Origin of the sequence: Kribbella steppae (assembly GCF_004342025.1) — a bacterium.
Classification (GTDB): Bacteria; Actinomycetota; Actinomycetes; order Propionibacteriales; family Kribbellaceae; genus Kribbella; species Kribbella steppae.
Genome location: NZ_SLWN01000002.1, coordinates 92,228 through 108,139 on the forward strand (window position 1 = coordinate 92,228; position 15,912 = coordinate 108,139).

Genomic DNA, 15,912 nt, shown 5'->3' on the forward strand with positions numbered 1-15,912 from the left:
GACTTCCTTTTCACGACACGGCATCGTCACCCAACAGTAAATCGTTGGAAACGTTACCGTCCAGGGAGGCCGGATGAGACCTTCTGAGAGTGAAGCATGAGCACGGTCTCCCGCAGTGGATTGCAGCGGACCCGCCGGAGCCGGGGCGGGATGAGTCGCAACGCCGGATCCGACGCCAAGGCGGCGTACCTGTTCATCGCCCCGGCGATCATCGGGTTCACCGTGTTCGTGGTGTATCCGCTGATCCGCTCGTTCTACCTGTCCCTGACCCGGTACAACGGGCTGACCGACCCGGTGTTCGTTGGCCTGAGCAACTTTCGCCGGATGTTCACGGTCGACCCGGCGTTCTGGCCGTCGCTGCGCGCGACGGCGTACCTGGTACTGCTCTACGTGCCGTTGTCGCTGATCCTCGGGCTGGCCCTGGCGATGTTCTGCAACCAGCGGTTCGCCGGGGTGCGGCTGGTCCGGACGCTCGCGTACCTACCCGTCGTGCTACCGGCGATCGCGACGATCACGCTGTGGAAGTTCATCATGAACCCACAGGTCGGTCTGCTGAACACGATCCTGGAACGGCTGCACCTGCCGACCAGTCTGTGGCTGCAGAGCCCGGCGATGTCGATGCCGTCGGTCGTCCTGATGATGCTGTGGGGCGTCGGCGGGACGATGATCATCTTCCTGGCCGCCCTGCAGGCGGTGCCGAACGAGCTGTACGAGGCGGCCCGGGTCGACGGGGCCGGCGCCTGGTCGGTGTTCGTCCGGATCACCTTGCCGATGATCAGCCCGATCATGCTGCTGCAGGTGATCCTGCAGACCACCGCGGCCCTGCAGACGTTCAACCAGCCGAAGATCCTCACCAACGGCGGACCGGGTTTCAGCACCAACGTGCTGATGCTGTCGATCTACAACAACGGCTTCCCCAACCTCGGCCGGATCCCGCAACTGGGTTACGCGTCCGCGCAGGTGTGGGTGCTGTTCATCCTGATCATCGCCGTAATCGCCCTGACCGCGAAGTTCACCTCGCTCTGGACCTACAGTGACAACACTCCCGACTGAAACCGTCGCCCCGGTCGTCCCGGCCACGGAACCACCGCCGGCGCCCCGGCCCGCGAAGAAGCCCCGCCTGGTCGGTACGACGGCGTGGTACGTGACCGCGTTGTTCGTCTGCGCGGTGATGGTCGTCCCGCTGCTGTGGATGATCACCATCGGGCTGAAGAGCAGGACGGCGGTCTTCGACATTCCGCCCAAGCTGCTGCCGACCGAATGGACCTGGAGCAACTTCGTCAACGGCCCGGAGGCCATCCACTTCCCCCGGCTGCTGCTCAACTCCACCATCATCACCGCGCTCAGCGTGGTCGGCGGCGTGATGACCGCGATGATGGCCGGGTACGCGCTGGCCCGGTTGCGGTTCCCCGGGCGGAAGGTCTGGTTCTACCTGTTCGTCGGCAGCATGCTGCTGCCCGGCGTGGTCGGCCTGATCCCGCTCTTCCAGCTCTACAAGAGCATCGGCTGGTACGACACCTGGCTGCCGCTCATCGTGCCCGCCTTCCTCGGCGGGAACCCGCTGTTCATCTTCCTGGCCCGCCAGTACTTCCTGGCGATCCCCTACTCCATCGACGAAGCGGCCAAGATCGACGGCGCCGGGCACTTCCGGATCTTCACCCAGGTGATGCTGCCGCTGACCCGGCCGGCCTGGATCACCATGTCGATCCTGGCGTTCCAGGCGTCCTGGAACGACTTCCTCAATCCGCTGGTCTATCTGTACTCCTCCGAGAAGTGGCCGCTGTCGGTCGGAATGGCGTCGTTCATCTCCGCCTTCGCCGGCCAGACCCCGGACTGGAGCTACTACATGGCCACCAACCTGCTCTACATGCTGCCGCCGCTGATCGTCTTCTTCGCCGCGCAGCGCTACTTCATCCAGGGTCTCGGCGCTCTCGGCAGCACGAACCAGAAATAGAGGGGAAGTTCTCGTGAAACACACCTTCATCGCCACCACGCTGGCCTGTGCCGGGTTGCTGACGGCAACGGCCTGCAGAGGGGACGACTCCGCCGGCGGCTCGAGCGACGGCCCGGTCACCGTGACCGTGATGACGTGGGAGTCGGCGCAGACGAACGCGGCCATCAAGAAGGCGCTGGCCGAGTTCAAGGACGACAACATCACCGTCGAACTGCTCGACACCCCGAGCGGCAACTTCGGCGACAAGCTCGCCTCGCTGACCCAGGCGAAGAAGCTGCCGGACCTGTTCTGGTGCGGTAACGACACCGAGCAGCAGTACACCACGCAGGGACTGCTGGTCGACTGGACCGACAAGATCAACGAGGGCGACGGCGACTTCAAGGCCGACAAGTTCGTCCCGTCCGCGATGGAGAACTGGAAAACCGCCGACGGCCTGATGGGCGGCCTGCCGTCGCTGATGAACGCGTACGGCGTCTGGTACAACGCCGACGCGTTCAAGGCCGCCGGCCTGGCCGAGCCGAAGGCCGGCTGGACCTGGGACGAGATGTACAGCGCGGCCGCGAAGCTGGCGAACAAGAACGGGGCGAAGTACGGACTGGTCGCCGACCAACTGACCGGACCGGACGGGCCGTTCACGATGGGCATGTACTCCGTCTCGGCCGGCGGCGCACCGTTCACCGACAACGTGAACCACCCGACCAAGGCCGAGGCGGACGCCAAGTACACCGAGGGTGTGCAGAAACTCGTCGACGCGGTCAAGAACGGCTCCGTCGCGCCGCCCGGGTACGACGCCTCGAACGTCCAGTCCCTGTTCGCCGCGGGCAAGGTGCCGATGATGTTCGGCGGTCAGTGGCTGGCGGCCGGGTTCCAGACGGACAAGCCGAAGGTGAAGTACGGGTTCGCGCCGTTCCCGCAGGTGGAGACGCCGGCGACCCTGTTCGACTCGGTCGGCATCTGCACGCCGCAGTACACGAAGAACCAGGACGCGACGTTCAAGGTGCTGGAGTACATCAACACGAAGGTGTGGGACGCCGTCCTGCCGGCCTCGCCGGTCGCGCCGCCTGCCTACACGCCGGCGCAGACCAGCTACTACGACGCGCTGACCAAGGCTCAGCAGACGACCGTGGTCGACACGGTCAAGGCGGACCTGGCCGCGGAGAAGACGGTCGGGGTCAGGTTCACCACCCAGTGGGCCCAGCAGGTCGGTGACCTGACGACGGCGACCTACCAGCCGATCATCAGCGGCAAGAAGCCGATCTCCGAGCTACAGACCTACGTCACCAAGATCAACGACCTGATCAAACAAGGCGGCTGAGCGCCGAGAGAACCGAGCGCCCGGCGAGCTTTCGCTCGCCGGGCGCTTGGCATGGAGGAGGAACCGTCAGACGGCTTGCCAGAGGGACAGGGCGAAGCGGGCCTTGGTGTCGGTCCACCAGGTGGCGTTGGTGAAGCCGGCCTGGTCGAGTTCGGCCTGGACGCCGTGGCGCTCGAACTTGGCCGACACCTCGGTGCTCAGCTCCTCGCCCTCGGCGAAGTCGATCTCCAGGTGGATCTCCGGGATCAGCACCCGCATCGCCCGGTCGGCGCGCAGGTGCATCTCGATCCACTCGTTCTCGGCGTCCCAGATCGCGACGTGGCTGAACGCGTCCACGTCGAAGTCCGCACCCAGCTGCCGATTGATCACCCGCAGCACGTTCCGGTTGAACTCCGCGGTCACTCCCGCGCTGTCGTCGTACGCGGCAACCAAGGTGTTGGGATCCTTGACCAGGTCGGTGCCGAGCAGGAGCCATTCGCCTGGTTCGAGGACGTCGCGGACCGAGGCGTAGAAGGTCGCGCGTTCGGCCGGGAGCAGGTTGCCGATGGTGCCGCCGAGGAACGCGACGATCCGCGGTGGCTCGCCGGGGAGCTTGTCGAGGTGCGCGGTGAAGTCGCCGACGACACCGTGGACGTCGAGCGTCGGGTAGTCGACATTGATCGCGTCGGCCGCGTCGCGCAAGGCGGACTCCGACACATCCAGCGGTACGAAGGTGGTGAGCGAGCCGTGATCGCGCAGGCCGTCGAGCAGCAGCCGGGTCTTCTCCGACGAACCGGAGCCGAGCTCGACCAGCGTGTGCGCCTTGGTGATCGCCGCGATCTCACCCGCGCGGGTCTGCAGGATCTCGCGTTCGGCGCGGGTCGGGTAGTACTCCGGCAGGCGGGTGATCTGCTCGAAGAGCTCACTGCCGCGGGCGTCGTAGAACCACTTCGGCGGCAGCCACTTCGGGTCCGCGGTCAGCCCCGCCCGGGCATCCTCCCGGAGCGCGCGGGCAGCGTGGTCCGGGGTCAGATGTACGTCGATCTGGGTCACTCTGGTGGTCCTTCCATCGGCGTGATGCGCAGCGTCGTGGCGGTGGCCACGAGCAACGAGAAATCAGGGATTTCGTCCCACCCGTCGCCGCCGAACGGCTCCGAGCTGACGGTGATCGAGTCGGCTGTCTGTCGCACCCAGAGCGAATGTGTCCAGGTGGTCGCAACCAGTTGTTCCCCATCGGTCAATAGAACATTCAGCCGCGACCCCGGCGCTGCCGCTTCCACCTCCGGTACGACGGCCGCGACCGCATCAGCCGGCGGTGTTCCGTCGTACAGGCGCTGCTGGATCAGCGCCCAGAGCAAGGCGGAGTCCATCGGTGCGTCGAGTCGGAGAAGTTCAGCGACCGGGAGCCGCTCGGCGAGCTTCAGCGTCGAGTCCGGCCAGCCGGTGATCATGCCGTTGTGGCTGAAGAACCAGCTCCCCGCCTGGAACGGCGCGACCGCGGACTCGCCGAGCTGCATGCCGACCGTGCCGTTGCGTACGGCGGCCAGCACCGCCCCGGACCGGATCGAGCCGGCCAGGCCGGGCAGGTTGTCATCGGCCCAGATCGGGACGTTCCTCCGGTACCTCACTGGTTGACCGTCGGCGTACCAGGCGAGGCCGAAGCCGTCGGCGTTGACCGAGCCGCCGCCCCGCATGTCGCGTGGGGCCCAGCTTTGTTCGTACAGGGAGTGGGAGGGCTCCAGGACGAGTGAGGTGAGGGTGACTGGGGGGCCGAGGTAGGCCAGGTGGCGGCACATCAGCTGCGCAGCTCCTCGGGGCGGGGGGCGCGGGCGCAGCGGAAGCCGGCGAAGATCTGCCGGCGGATCGGGTAGTCCCAGTTCCGGAACGTGCCTCGGGCAACGACCTCGTCGGTGCCGAACGAGCCGCCGCGGAGCACCTTGTAGTCGGTGCCGAAGAAGACCAGCGAGTACTCGTCGTACGGGAACGCGCGGAAGCCCGGGTACGGCCGGAAGTCGCTCGAGGTCCACTCCCAGACGTCGCCGATCAGCTGCTCGACACCCAGCGGTGACGCACCCGCCGGATAGCCGCCGACCGGCGCCGGCCGCAGATGCCGCTGGCCGAGGTTCGCGTGCTGCGGACCCGGGTTCTCGTCACCCCACGGGAAGCGCCGCGTCCGCCCGGTCTCCGGATCGAACCGCGCCGCGAACTCCCACTCCTCCTCGGTCGGCAGCCGCTTCCCGGCCCACTTCGCGTACGCCTCGGCCTCGTAGAAGCAGACGTGCATCACCGGCTCGTCCAACGGCAACGGCTCCCGATGCCCGAACCGCAACCGCCACCACTCACCATCCGCGAGCTCCCAGAACCGCGGCGCGACCAGCGACGCCTTCTGCACATGGGCCCACCCGTCCTCGGACCACCATTGCGGATCGTCGTACCCACCGCCGAGCACGAACCGCAGGTAGTCCCCGTTGCTCACCGGCACGGTGTCGATCACGTACGGCGCGACCTGTACGGCGTGCGCCGGCCGCTCGTTGTCCAGCGCCCACGGCTCGACCGACGTACCCATCTCGAAGACCCCACCGGGAACGAGCACCTCGGGTGCGGCCAGCCGGCGGCCGGCAGGTGGCGGCGGCGCGTCAAGCACCGGGACGCCGGCCCGCAGTTGGTGCGTCGCCAGCATCGTCTCGTCGTGCTGTTGCTCGTGCTGCACGATCATCCCGAACGCGAACGCGTTGTCCACCAGCGCGCGCCCGGCGTCGAACTTCACGTGGTCGAGGACGTCGAGGACCTTGTCCCGCACCTCGACGACGTACGCCCGCGTTTCCGACGGACCGAGCAGCGGCAGCGTGGGGCGATCGGCGCGCGGGTGCATGAACGCGTCGTACAACTCGTCGATGTCCTGCCGGAGCGGTTCGCGGCCGCCGACGTCGCGGACCAGCCAGAGCTCCTCCTGGTTACCGATGTGCGCGTAGTCCCAGACCAGCGGGGACATCAGCTTGGAGTGCTGCTTGACCAGGTCGTCGGTGTCGACCGCGTCGGTCAGCTGAACAGTCCGCGCCCGCGACCGCTCGAGCTGCTCGGCGACGTACGCCCGCAACCCCTCGACAGACAATTCCGACAATTGGTGGGTCGTCAGCACTGTCATGAGGCTCGCCTTCTTTGGGTGTTGTCGACGATGCGATTCAGTCGGGTCGCGATCTGATCGCTGAGTTCGGGGTCCACGCCGGTCTGGTCCAGCACGCGGGTGCCCAGCTCGACCACGGCGCGGGCGGCGTCGAGGACCAACTTGTCCTCGAGCCCTTCGCGGGCGGCCGGGAACCAGCGCCCCGCCGCGGGTTCCGCAGCGGCGAGCACCTGGTCGATGGGCACCGCGTCGGACAGCAGCGCGGTGAGCAGCAGGGTCGGGGCGATCCACCCGTCGCCGGTCTGTGCGTCGAGGTAGCGCACCTCGAGATACCCGCGCGGCCGGACCGGCGGGAACAACGTGGACAGGTGGTATTCGAGGTCGTCGTACGTCGGTCTGTCACCGGGCAGCTCGCCGTCCGCCCAGGCGCCGAACGTCAGCCCGGCCGGAGCGTCCCAGCTTTCGCCGCGGCGAAAGCACAGCACCGGTGCTTCCATCGCCATCCGGGCCCACGCGGCGGCGGGGTCACCGTCGAGCGGCGGCGGCTCGGTGAACGGGGCGCAGGTGCCGAAAGTCGCCTCGGTCCGCGCCGAGGCCCAGCCGGTATCCGCGCCGGCGCGGCGTCTGGAGTTGGCGAACAGTGCGACCAGGGCGGGACCGAGATCGTGCAGGGCCCGCCAGCGGAGAGCAGTCTGATCCGCCTCGCCGGCGTCGAGACAGACCTGCAGGCCGGCGGTGCTGCACATCATCCGTGGACCGTGCGGGCCGAGGCGCTCGAAGGCGGCCTCCATCGCGGCGTAGCGGGGAACGGTCAGGATCCGGCGGGGTGCGCGGTAGGCGTCCAGGCCGTGGTCGCCCGGGACGAGGCCCGCGTCGAGAAGAAGGGAGGTCAGTTCGGCCGCATCGGCGGCGGTGTCGTCGATCAGCCGGGGAATCGACGCCAGGGCGGGGCCGGAGAGTTCCACCTGGCCACCCGGCTCCACCGTGACCAGAGCACCCCGGCCGAGCGGCACCTGCGGGCTGCCGCGGACCAGGGTGGCGGGCGCATGCACGCCCAAGGCCTTGCGCAATCGATCGGCGTCAAGGGGCCGGCGCGGGTCGTCCGCATGATGCACCGTCCACTCGAGCTCGACGCCATGCAGTTGCGGAGGACCGTGCTTGAAACAGACCATCGCGACGAAACCCTCCGCCTCGGCCCGGGAGCCGATCGGAGTCGTCGCCGGAGCACCACCGGACGAGGTCACGTCTGCGAACCTAGCCCCGGACCATCGGCCGGACAACCGACGGCGGATTACCCGTCAGTGACGCCGAACACGCTGAAAAAGTCATGCCGAACATCGTGCCCGGGCCCACCGACACTTTTTGGTGTCAGCGAAAGCGTGGACAGGTACTGCACGCTTTGATGTTCGGAAGTGCATAGAAGTAGCAGCATGAGATCCGCAGCTTCTCATCCAGCGACACCCCGAAGGCTGCCGCGGCCTGATCGGCGTACGGCGCCTCCTCGGGCATCCGGATCGCCTGCCACAGCTCGTCCTTGACCGCTCCGAACCGCTGCAACGAGCCGAGCTTCACCTCAGGCCGGTAGGACTCCAGGAACGCTCTCGTGTGCGCGTCGACCTGTGCTGCAGCCTCACCAACCGTGACGACCTTGTCCGTGAGTAGCGCGATCTCCACCGGGTAGTGAGCGGTCGGGTGCCGCCGGAAGGCCAGTGACGACGGCGAGACGTCTGGTGACATCCCGGTCACCGCGGCAGCCACCCCCGCCACGATCGTCGGCACCTGGACGTACCACATCAGCGTGATCATCGCCGCGATCTGCACCGGCGGCTCGATGGCGTACTCGCGCCCGTAGTCCTCCCCCACGGTCTTCCGCCACCCGTACGTCGGATCGCCACCCGCCTGCTGCTCCGCGACCACGTCCGCGCACGACACCCACTCGGGCCCGGGCACGGAGTCCGCTACGCGCACAGAGACCCACGCCACCGTGTCGTCCACGATGTCCGCGAGCCTGCGCACGGAGTACGTCACCCGGCCAGCCTACGGTCGGGTACGACGACCGGTGCACCGCTGACCTCCACCACGGTGGCCTGCAGCCCGAACACGTCGTCCAGCAGCTCCTCGGTCAGTACGTCGACCGGCCGCCCCTCAGCCGCGATCCTGCCCTCCCCCATCACCACGAGGTGGTCGGCGTACTGGGCCGCCAGGGTGAGGTCGTGCAGCACGGCCACCACGGTCCGGCCAGTGGCGGCAGCCGCGTGGACCACGTTCATCACGTCGACTGCGTGAGCCAGGTCCAGGTACGTCGTGGGCTCGTCGAGCAGCAGGTGCTGAGTCCCCTGCGCCAGCACCATCGCGATCCACACCCGCTGCCGCTGACCGCCGGACAGCTGGTCGACCGGCCGCTCCCGGAGTTCGGTCAGCTCGACCGCTGCCAGCGCCTCGTCGATCACCGCGTCGTCCTCAGCCGTCAGCCGACCGAACAGTCCGCGATGCGGGTGCCGCCCGCGCGAGACCAGCTCAGCAGCCGTGATCCCCTCCGGCGTCACTGGACCCTGCGGCAGTACACCGAGCTTCCTGGCCAGCTCGCGAGCGGGGAGCTTGTGGATGTCCGTCCCGTCCAGCAGCACCTGACCGCTCTGCGGAGTCAGCAGCCGGCTCATGCCGCGCAGCAGCGTCGACTTGCCGGACCCGTTCGGCCCGACCACTGCGGTCAGCCGTCCGGCCGGCACCTCCAGCGTCAGCCCGGACACCACTGGCGCATCAGCGCCGTACGCGAGGGTGAGGTTCTCGACGTGCACGGTTCAGCGTCCTTTCTGCTGACGACCGATGAGATAGAGCAGGTACGGCGCTCCGGCCGCGGCGGTGACCACACCGACGGGCAGCTCGTACGGCCCGACCTGCAACCACTGCAACCCGTTCCGAGCCAGGAGATCCGCCAGTACGACGAACAGCGCGCCGAGCATCGCGGTCGGCAGCAGCGGCGGCCGTTCCATCCGGGTCAGCCGCTGCGCGATCTGTGGTGCGACCAGGGCGACGAACGCGATCGGCCCGGCCCCCGCGGTCGCCATCGCGGCCAGCACGGTCGCGATGACCAGCAGTGCGAGCCGGACCCGCGCCACCCGCACCCCGAGCGAGGAGGCGACGTCATCACCGAGCACCAGCGCGGACAGGTCCCGGTTGAACATCATGGCCACTGGCACCAGCAGCAGTACGGCTAGCGCTACCGGTACGGCGTCACTCCACGCGCGGGCGTTGAGCGAACCGGCCAGCCACGCGGCAGCCCGGCCGGCATCGTTGACGTCGCCGATCACCAGCAGCCAGGCGACGAGCGAGTTGGCGGCGGCCGCGATACCGACACCGATCAGCACCACCGGCCTGCGTCCACGACACCACGCTGGATCGACAGCGCACCGACGATCAGCGTCGCGAGGAGTCCACCCAGTACGGCGGCCAGCGGGATGCCGACCTTGGCCGCGACGCCGGAGATGTTCCCACCACCGGTGCCGGCCAGAACGATCACGGCCACCGCACCGGCCGACGCACCTGAGTTGACGCCGACGATGTCCGGGCTGGCGAGTGCGTTGCGCGACAGGGTCTGCAGTAGCGCACCGGACACGGCGAAGGCGATGCCGACGAGCAGTCCGGTCGCGACGCGGGGCAGGCGGAGCTCCAGAACGACGAGCCGGGTCCCGCGGCGGCCGCCACCGAGCAGCACCTCGACCACATCCGACACGGGCAGTTTCGTCGTACCGACGCTCAAAGAGATCAGAGCGACCGCGATCGCGAGGGCCGCGAACAGCAGGCCGAGGACGACCGTCCGCGAGTTGACGGTGCTGAGCTTCGGTCGCTGTTGCAGCATCACAGGGCCACCGCCCGACGGCGTACGACGATCACGAACAACGGCGCCCCGACGATGCCGAGGACGACGCCGGCCTGGACCTCACCGGCTCCACCGACGAGGCGACCGACCAGGTCCGCCAACACCAGCGCGGTCGCGCCGATCAGGCCGGCCGCCGGGATCAGCCAACTGTTGCGGGCACCGAACATCCGCCGCGCGACATGACCTGCCAGCAACCCGAGGAACCCGATCGGACCGCACGCCGCGACCCCAGCCGCGGTGAGCAACCCGATCGCGGCCAGCCCCACCAGCCGCGCCCGCCGGATCGACAACCCGAGCCCCGCGGCCACGTCGTCGCCCAGGGCCAGCAGATCAAGGTCCCGGGCATTGACCAGGGCAAGAACGAGACCGACTACCGCGAACGGCAGCACCTGCCCGGCGACGTCCAGCCCGCGACCGGCCACCGAACCGACCGCCCAGAACCGATAGCTGTCCAGCGTGTTCGCGTCGAGCAGCACGATCGCGGACGTCGCGGCACCGAGCATCGCGGCCACAGCGGCACCAGTCAGCGCCAGGCCGACCGGCGACGCCCCGCTCCCCCTCGACGCCAACCGCTGCACTCCGAAGGTGGCGACCAACGCGCCCACGAGCGCGACCCACACTGTCGACGACACCGACTCGACCAGACCGACCTGCAGGCCGAGGACGACGGCGAACGCAGCCCCCGAGCTCACGCCGAAGATCCCCGGCTCGGCCAGCGCGTTCCGGGTGTGACCTTGCATCAACGCGCCCGCGATGCCGAGGCAGCTCCCGATCAGCAGTGCCACCACAGTGCGGGGGAAGCGCAGGTTGCGGACGATCACGTCGGCGTCGGATCCGCTGTTGGTAGTCAGCGCGTGCCAGAGTGCGCCAGGTCCGAGCCACCGCGAACCGAGCGCGAGACTGGCCGCGAACGCCAGCACCAGGACGGCGACGAGGATCAGCAGCGAGGCGGTACGTCGTACCGGCGGTCCAGCGACCGGACGTGCGGCGACCGGACGTGCGGCAGGGGCAGCGGAGCGCATAGGGTTAGGGTTGCCTTACTTCACTGAGGTGGTGAGCCACCTTAACCTGCGACTCGTCCTCACCAGGAGAACACCTGTGCGCCTGCCCCGCCTGACCGCCCTGTTCGCTGTGACCGCCCTCTTCACTGTGACCGCCCTGACCGGGTGTGGCGGGTCCTCCGACGACGAATCGCCGGAAGCTTCCGGATCGGCGCCGGGCTTCCCCCGCACTGTCGAGCACGCGATGGGCAAGACCGAGATCCCGGCCAAGCCGAAGCGGGTGGTCGCCCTGGACGCGAGCTTCGTCGACGCCACCCTGATCCTGGACACCCCGGTCCTCGGGTACACCGACTACCGCAGCATCAACGGGAAACTGCCGGACTACCTCGGCGAGGACCGGACGACGTACGGCTCCGAGGCCCAAGCGGTCGGCACGCTGGCCGAGCCGAACCTGGAGAAGGTCGCCGCCCTCGACCCGGACCTGATCATCACCGCCAAGGTCCGGCACGAGAAGCTCTACGACCAGTTGTCCGCGATCGCGCCGACGGTGATGTCGGAGACGACCGGGCCGACCTGGAAGGACAACATCCGGCTGGAGGCGACGGCGCTCGGCCAGGAGGACCTGGCGGAGAAGGAGATCTCGTCGTACGAGAAGGCCGCCAAGACCGTCGGTGACGCGATCAACGCGAAGGCCTCGAACCCGACCATCTCGATCGTCCGGTTCGTCGACGGCCCGACCCGGCTGTACCAGAAGAAGAGCTTCTCCGGCATCGTGCTGAAGGACGCCGGCCTGGCCCGGCCGAAGTCGCAGGACGTCGAGGACTTCGCGCTCGAGATCAGCCCGGAGCGGATCAAGGACGCCGACGGGGACGCGATCTTCGTCACCGAGTACGCCGACGAGAAGGGCCTGAGCGCCAAGACCGCGGCCCAGTTCAAGGCCAACCCGCTGTGGACACCGCTGGCCCCGAAGGTCCACGAGGTCCCCGACCTGACCTGGATGACCGCGGTCGGTCTGCAGGGCGCCTGGGTCATCCTCACCGACCTCGCCAAGTCCTTCGACGTCCCCGCCCCCGCCAAGACCGACTGACACCCGGCCGGCACGGCGCGGCGCGGCCAGCACGGCGCGGTCGGTACGGCGGGCGCGGTCGGCACGGCCCGGTCGGTACGGCGGGCGCGGTCGGCACGGCCCGGTCGGTAGGGCGGGCGCGGTCGGCACGGCCCGGTCGGTAGGGCGCGGTCGGTAGGGTCGGAGCGTGACGGCTCTGACCCGGTGGCATGTCGGTCCCTGGACCACGCGTGGAAGCTTGCCCGGCGAGCCGCTCGACCCAGGACGGAAGCGGACGCCGGACGAGCTGAACTTCGACGTCGTCGGCCTGGCCCGCATCCTCGGCCGGCGACTGTCGGGCCGCGACGAACTCCAGGTCCGCCTCTGGCAGAACGAACTGCGGCCGACTCATACGCGGATGTGCGGCGTACACACGCTGGCGGATCCCGACAACGCACGGCTCCTCCAGGAGACAGCCAAGGAAGCACTCGCCTGGCTATCCGAGCGTGCGCCGGCCGGTTATGAGTTCGTCCTGACAGACGCCGTCGAGCTGCGCCCACTCCTCGACCTGGACGCCGACGTGATTGCGGTCGACGCCGTCATCCACTTGGCCAACACCGACCTCCCAGCCGCCCGCCTGGCTGCTTCGCACGTACGACGCTCAGCCACAGGCAATTGGTACGCCGGCGACCCGGTGTGCAACTGGTCCGGCCCCTACGACACCGCCGACGCAGCAGTAGCCGTCGTACAAGCCGCCCGATCGGACCTAGTCACCCAACTCCGCTCAGCCGGCCACAACCACCTGGCCAACACCGCCGACCGCTGGCCCCCAATCCCCATCGAGCCCACCCACCCCGCCCACCCCGCCTAGCCCCATCCCCGCCCGCGCACATCCGCGCCGCCCACCCCGCCTAGCCCTCTCCCGCCCGCGCACATCCGCGCCCGCCTACCCCGCCTAACCCATGCCCGCCCGCGCACATCCGCGCCGGCCGCCACCGCAACATTTGAGTGGTTAACCCCTCAGCTTGTGGGTTCTCCCCTCGTATTCAGGCTGGAGAACCCCCAACTTCAGGGGTTAACCCCTCAAATGCTCGGGGTGAGGGCGCGGCTGAGCTCGTGTTCGGGGTGTTCGGGTCGAGGGGCGCGGCTGAGCTCGTGTTCGGGTCGAGGGGCGCGGCTGAGCTCGTGTTCGGGTCGAGGGGCGCGGCTGAGCTCGTGTTCGGGTCGAGGGGCGCGGCTGAGCACGTGTTCGGGGCGAGGGGCGCGGCTGAGCACGTGTTCGGGGCGAGGGGCGCGGCTGAGCACGTGTTCGGGGTGAAGGGCGGCTGAGGTCGGCGAGGCGGCTAGGTGAAGGTGGCGACGAAGTAGCCGACGCCGTAAGGCGCTGCGTGGTAGGTGAGGTCTCCGGACAGGCCGGTCTCGAGTACACCGGCGAGGACCTGCCAGGGTGCGCGGCCGGCGGCCTGTAGCTCGGCCGCCAGGTCTGGGTCCAGAGCAGCGAGTACGGCGGAATCCGCGTGATCCAACGCGTTTGCAACTGTGGTGTCGAAGATCTCGGCGCGGGGGTGCAGGTGGACGGGTGAGTGTTCACTGCGGCGCGCTGAGCCGTCACCCAACACCAGCAAGCCGATCCGGTCGTTGCCTGCGGCAATCTCTCGGCCTAGCTCGAGGCAGTGCGCGGGCGATGCGTCCGCGGGCACCGCGAGGTAGGTGCGGGGAAGGTCGGCCGCCTTGGTCTGCTCAATCAGCCAAGCGCCCATCGCCAGCGAAAGCGGCAACACCGGAGCACCTGTCCCCACGCACACACCGGGAGCGCCGTACGCGCCGAAGGTTCCGCCCGCCGAGCCGTCGTACTGCTGCTGCGAGGGACCTGAGCCCACCACCAGCAAACGATCCGCAGCAGACAGGTGCTCGATCGCGGTCAGGCAGGCCGCGCGGAGATCGTCCAGTTCGGGGGCCGCGGCGGAGGCGACTTCGGGGACGAGCAACGGCGGGTGCGGGCAGACCGCGGCGCTCACGACGGGCACGCCTACGCCTCCCGGAGGTAGCGAAGGAACACGTACCCATCCTCCGCCGTCAGCACCGACTCGAGCCTCATCCGCCGCGTCAACGTCGTCTCCGGACCGGCCGTGATCCGCCCGGCGCCCGGACCGGCCAGCAACGGTGCCAGCGACAGACACAGCTCGTCGACGAGATCGACCTCGGTCAGCGACCCGAGCAGATGCGGACCGCCCTCGCACAGGATCTGCGGCATTCCTCGCTCACCCAACTCCTTCACGACCGCCGCCAGGTCGACCTCGGCCGCACCCAGGACCAGTACGTCGGCCACCTCGTTCAGCGCCTCGCGCCGTTCCGGCGGTGACGCGGAGTGCGTGACCACGATCGGCCGGACCGCCGACTGGAAGATCGGGTTCACCGGACTCAGCTCCAGCCGCGACGAGACGACCACGAGCGTCGGGTTCTCCGGCAGTCCGGACGCGCGACGCCACTCACGGCTCGCGGCCGACAACCGCAGCGGGTTGTAGCCCTCGTCCCGGATCGTCCCGGCGCCGACCATGACCACATCGGCCAGCATCCGGATCCGGCTGAACAACCGGCTGTCCGAGTCGCTCGACAGCGCCTTGGACTGGCCGTCGATCTCGACCGCGCCGTCCAGGCTGCTGACGAAGTTCGCGCGCAGGTGCGGCACCGACCGGTCGGTCGGCTCGTAGGCCGCCGCCAGATCCGCGTCCGTGAGGTCTTCCAGTCGACGCATCAGGCGAGACTCCTTCGGGTTCCGGCGGGTTGAGCGGTGCCCCGCAGTACTGCGATCAGGTCGAGCGCTTGGCGAGCCGCCGGTACGTCGTGAACGCGGAAGACCCGGGCGCCGAGCCAGGCGGAGACCGTCAGCGCAGCCAGCGTCCCATTGCCTCGCTGCCCCGGCGGCAACTCCAGGGTCTCGCCGATGAAGTCCTTGTTCGACACCGCGACCAGGACCGGCCAGCCGGTGGCGGCCAGCTCGTCCAGGCGGCGGGTGAGCTCCAGCGACTGCAGGGTGTTCTTGCCAAAGTCGTGGGTCGGATCGATCAGGATCCCGTCCGGCCGGACCCCGGCGGCGACTGCACGGTCGGCGAGGGCGGTCGTCGTACGGATGACATCGGCGACCACGTCGTCGTACGCCATCCGGTGCGGATCGGTGCGCGGCGAGAGGCCGCCGACGTGGCTGCAGACCAGTCCGGTGCCGAACTCGGCGGCAGCGGAGGTCAACTCAGGGTCAGCGCCCGCCCACGTGTCGTTGATGAGGTCGGCGCCGGCCTCGGCCACCCGGCGGGCGACGCCGCTGCGGTAGGTGTCGACGCTTATCACCAGGTCGGGGTGCCGCGCGCGGATGCCGGCGACGAAGTCCACGGTCCGGCGGAGCTCCTCGTCCTCGCTGACCGGTTCGCCGTACCCGGCCTTGACGCCGCCGATGTCGACGAGGTCGGCACCGTCCGCGACCGCCTTATCGATCGCTTGAAAGGCCGCGTCGGTCGCGTACGTCGCCCCGCGGTCGAAGAAGGAGTCCGGAGTCCGGTTGATGATCGCCATCAGCGCGAACTCACCCACCCCGAACGCCCGGCTCCCCAGCCGCAACA

The 15,912-nt window shown here is 69.0% G+C and carries 17 protein-coding genes; 5 read left to right on the forward strand and 12 right to left on the reverse strand.

All coding sequences use genetic code 11. The features are described from left to right. The first annotated feature begins 96 nt into the window (after positions 1 to 96). From EV652_RS05270 to EV652_RS05280, 3 genes are read left to right on the forward strand one after another with little or no spacing between them, the layout of a single operon-like run. A complete protein-coding gene (locus tag EV652_RS05270; protein ID WP_199238032.1) occupies positions 97 to 1,053 on the forward strand; it encodes a carbohydrate ABC transporter permease in 957 nt (318 codons plus the stop codon). Further along, entirely contained in the window at positions 1,034 to 1,954 is a 921-nt protein-coding gene (locus tag EV652_RS05275) for a carbohydrate ABC transporter permease (RefSeq protein WP_242001580.1), read from the forward strand. Before EV652_RS05270 ends, EV652_RS05275 begins: the two co-directional genes overlap by 20 nt. A 13-nt stretch (positions 1,955 to 1,967) precedes the next feature. Then, positions 1,968 to 3,269 carry an ABC transporter substrate-binding protein gene (locus EV652_RS05280; RefSeq protein WP_242001581.1) on the forward strand — a complete coding sequence of 434 codons (1,302 nt, stop codon included), beginning with the start codon at positions 1,968 to 1,970 and terminating at the stop codon, positions 3,267 to 3,269. Positions 3,270 to 3,335: 66 nt separating this feature from the next. On the opposite strand, the gene egtD is transcribed toward EV652_RS05280, so the two are convergent. From egtD to EV652_RS05320, 9 genes are all read right to left on the reverse strand, one after another. After that, entirely contained in the window at positions 3,336 to 4,301 is a 966-nt protein-coding gene (egtD, locus tag EV652_RS05285) for an L-histidine N(alpha)-methyltransferase (protein WP_132207861.1), read from the reverse strand. Next, positions 4,298 to 5,044 carry an ergothioneine biosynthesis protein EgtC gene (egtC, locus tag EV652_RS05290; protein WP_132207862.1) on the reverse strand — a complete coding sequence of 249 codons (747 nt, stop codon included), beginning with the start codon at positions 5,042 to 5,044 and terminating at the stop codon, positions 4,298 to 4,300. The genes egtD and egtC overlap by 4 nt, the downstream gene beginning before the upstream one ends. Next, positions 5,044 to 6,393 carry an ergothioneine biosynthesis protein EgtB gene (egtB, locus tag EV652_RS05295; protein WP_132207863.1) on the reverse strand — a complete coding sequence of 450 codons (1,350 nt, stop codon included), beginning with the start codon at positions 6,391 to 6,393 and terminating at the stop codon, positions 5,044 to 5,046. The genes egtC and egtB overlap by 1 nt, the downstream gene beginning before the upstream one ends. Further along, positions 6,390 to 7,616, reverse strand: a complete 1,227-nt coding sequence (locus EV652_RS05300; RefSeq protein WP_132207864.1) for a glutamate-cysteine ligase family protein — start codon at positions 7,614 to 7,616, stop codon at positions 6,390 to 6,392. The genes egtB and EV652_RS05300 overlap by 4 nt, the downstream gene beginning before the upstream one ends. 124 nt (positions 7,617 to 7,740) lie before the next feature. Next, positions 7,741 to 8,400, reverse strand: a complete 660-nt coding sequence (locus tag EV652_RS05305) for a (2Fe-2S)-binding protein (RefSeq protein ID WP_132207865.1) — start codon at positions 8,398 to 8,400, stop codon at positions 7,741 to 7,743. Beyond that, on the reverse strand, positions 8,397 to 9,170 hold the full coding sequence (locus EV652_RS05310) for an ABC transporter ATP-binding protein (RefSeq protein ID WP_132207866.1): 774 nt from the start codon (positions 9,168 to 9,170) through the stop codon (positions 8,397 to 8,399). The genes EV652_RS05305 and EV652_RS05310 overlap by 4 nt, the downstream gene beginning before the upstream one ends. 3 nt (positions 9,171 to 9,173) lie before the next feature. Beyond that, complete coding sequence (locus tag EV652_RS45720) at positions 9,174 to 9,743, reverse strand: FecCD family ABC transporter permease (protein WP_255512571.1); 570 nt, start codon at positions 9,741 to 9,743, stop codon at positions 9,174 to 9,176. Next, entirely contained in the window at positions 9,734 to 10,231 is a 498-nt protein-coding gene (locus EV652_RS45725; RefSeq protein ID WP_255512572.1) for an iron chelate uptake ABC transporter family permease subunit, read from the reverse strand. Before EV652_RS45725 ends, EV652_RS45720 begins: the two co-directional genes overlap by 10 nt. Next, positions 10,231 to 11,274 carry a FecCD family ABC transporter permease gene (locus tag EV652_RS05320; protein WP_132207867.1) on the reverse strand — a complete coding sequence of 348 codons (1,044 nt, stop codon included), beginning with the start codon at positions 11,272 to 11,274 and terminating at the stop codon, positions 10,231 to 10,233. Before EV652_RS05320 ends, EV652_RS45725 begins: the two co-directional genes overlap by 1 nt. A gap of 76 nt (positions 11,275 to 11,350) precedes the next feature. On the opposite strand from EV652_RS05320, the gene EV652_RS05325 reads away from it, so the two are divergent. After that, entirely contained in the window at positions 11,351 to 12,340 is a 990-nt protein-coding gene (locus tag EV652_RS05325; protein ID WP_132207868.1) for an ABC transporter substrate-binding protein, read from the forward strand. A 166-nt stretch (positions 12,341 to 12,506) separates the two neighbouring features. Then, complete coding sequence (locus tag EV652_RS05330) at positions 12,507 to 13,169, forward strand: hypothetical protein (protein ID WP_132207869.1); 663 nt, start codon at positions 12,507 to 12,509, stop codon at positions 13,167 to 13,169. Positions 13,170 to 13,641: 472 nt separating this feature from the next. On the opposite strand, the gene EV652_RS05335 is transcribed toward EV652_RS05330, so the two are convergent. Genes EV652_RS05335 through folP form a run of 3 tightly spaced genes read right to left on the reverse strand, consistent with a single transcriptional unit; the run spans position 13,642 to position 15,865 of the window. Continuing rightward, positions 13,642 to 14,325, reverse strand: coding sequence for a class III extradiol dioxygenase subunit B-like domain-containing protein (locus EV652_RS05335; protein ID WP_132207870.1), 684 nt, complete (start codon positions 14,323 to 14,325; stop codon positions 13,642 to 13,644). Positions 14,326 to 14,327: 2 nt separating this feature from the next. Beyond that, positions 14,328 to 15,053: a pyrimidine reductase family protein gene (locus EV652_RS05340; RefSeq protein ID WP_132207871.1), complete on the reverse strand. Its 726-nt coding sequence runs from the start codon at positions 15,051 to 15,053 to the stop codon at positions 14,328 to 14,330. Next, entirely contained in the window at positions 15,053 to 15,865 is an 813-nt protein-coding gene (folP, locus tag EV652_RS05345) for a dihydropteroate synthase (protein ID WP_132208458.1), read from the reverse strand. Before folP ends, EV652_RS05340 begins: the two co-directional genes overlap by 1 nt. Between the last annotated feature and the right edge of the window lie 47 nt (positions 15,866 to 15,912).

Excerpts from the sequence above, each read along its gene's own strand:
- EV652_RS45725 (WP_255512572.1), bottom strand. The coding sequence starts at position 10,231 with ATGCTGCAACAGCGACCGAAGCTCAGCACCGTCAACTCGCGGACGGTC.
- egtB (WP_132207863.1), bottom strand. The coding sequence starts at position 6,393 with ATGACAGTGCTGACGACCCACCAATTGTCGGAATTGTCTGTCGAGGGG.
- egtC (WP_132207862.1), bottom strand. The coding sequence starts at position 5,044 with ATGTGCCGCCACCTGGCCTACCTCGGCCCCCCAGTCACCCTCACCTCA.
- EV652_RS05340 (WP_132207871.1), bottom strand. The coding sequence starts at position 15,053 with ATGCGTCGACTGGAAGACCTCACGGACGCGGATCTGGCGGCGGCCTAC.
- folP (WP_132208458.1), bottom strand. The coding sequence starts at position 15,865 with ATGGCGATCATCAACCGGACTCCGGACTCCTTCTTCGACCGCGGGGCG.
- EV652_RS05270 (WP_199238032.1), top strand. The coding sequence starts at position 97 with ATGAGCACGGTCTCCCGCAGTGGATTGCAGCGGACCCGCCGGAGCCGG.
- EV652_RS05320 (WP_132207867.1), bottom strand. The coding sequence starts at position 11,274 with ATGCGCTCCGCTGCCCCTGCCGCACGTCCGGTCGCCGCACGTCCGGTC.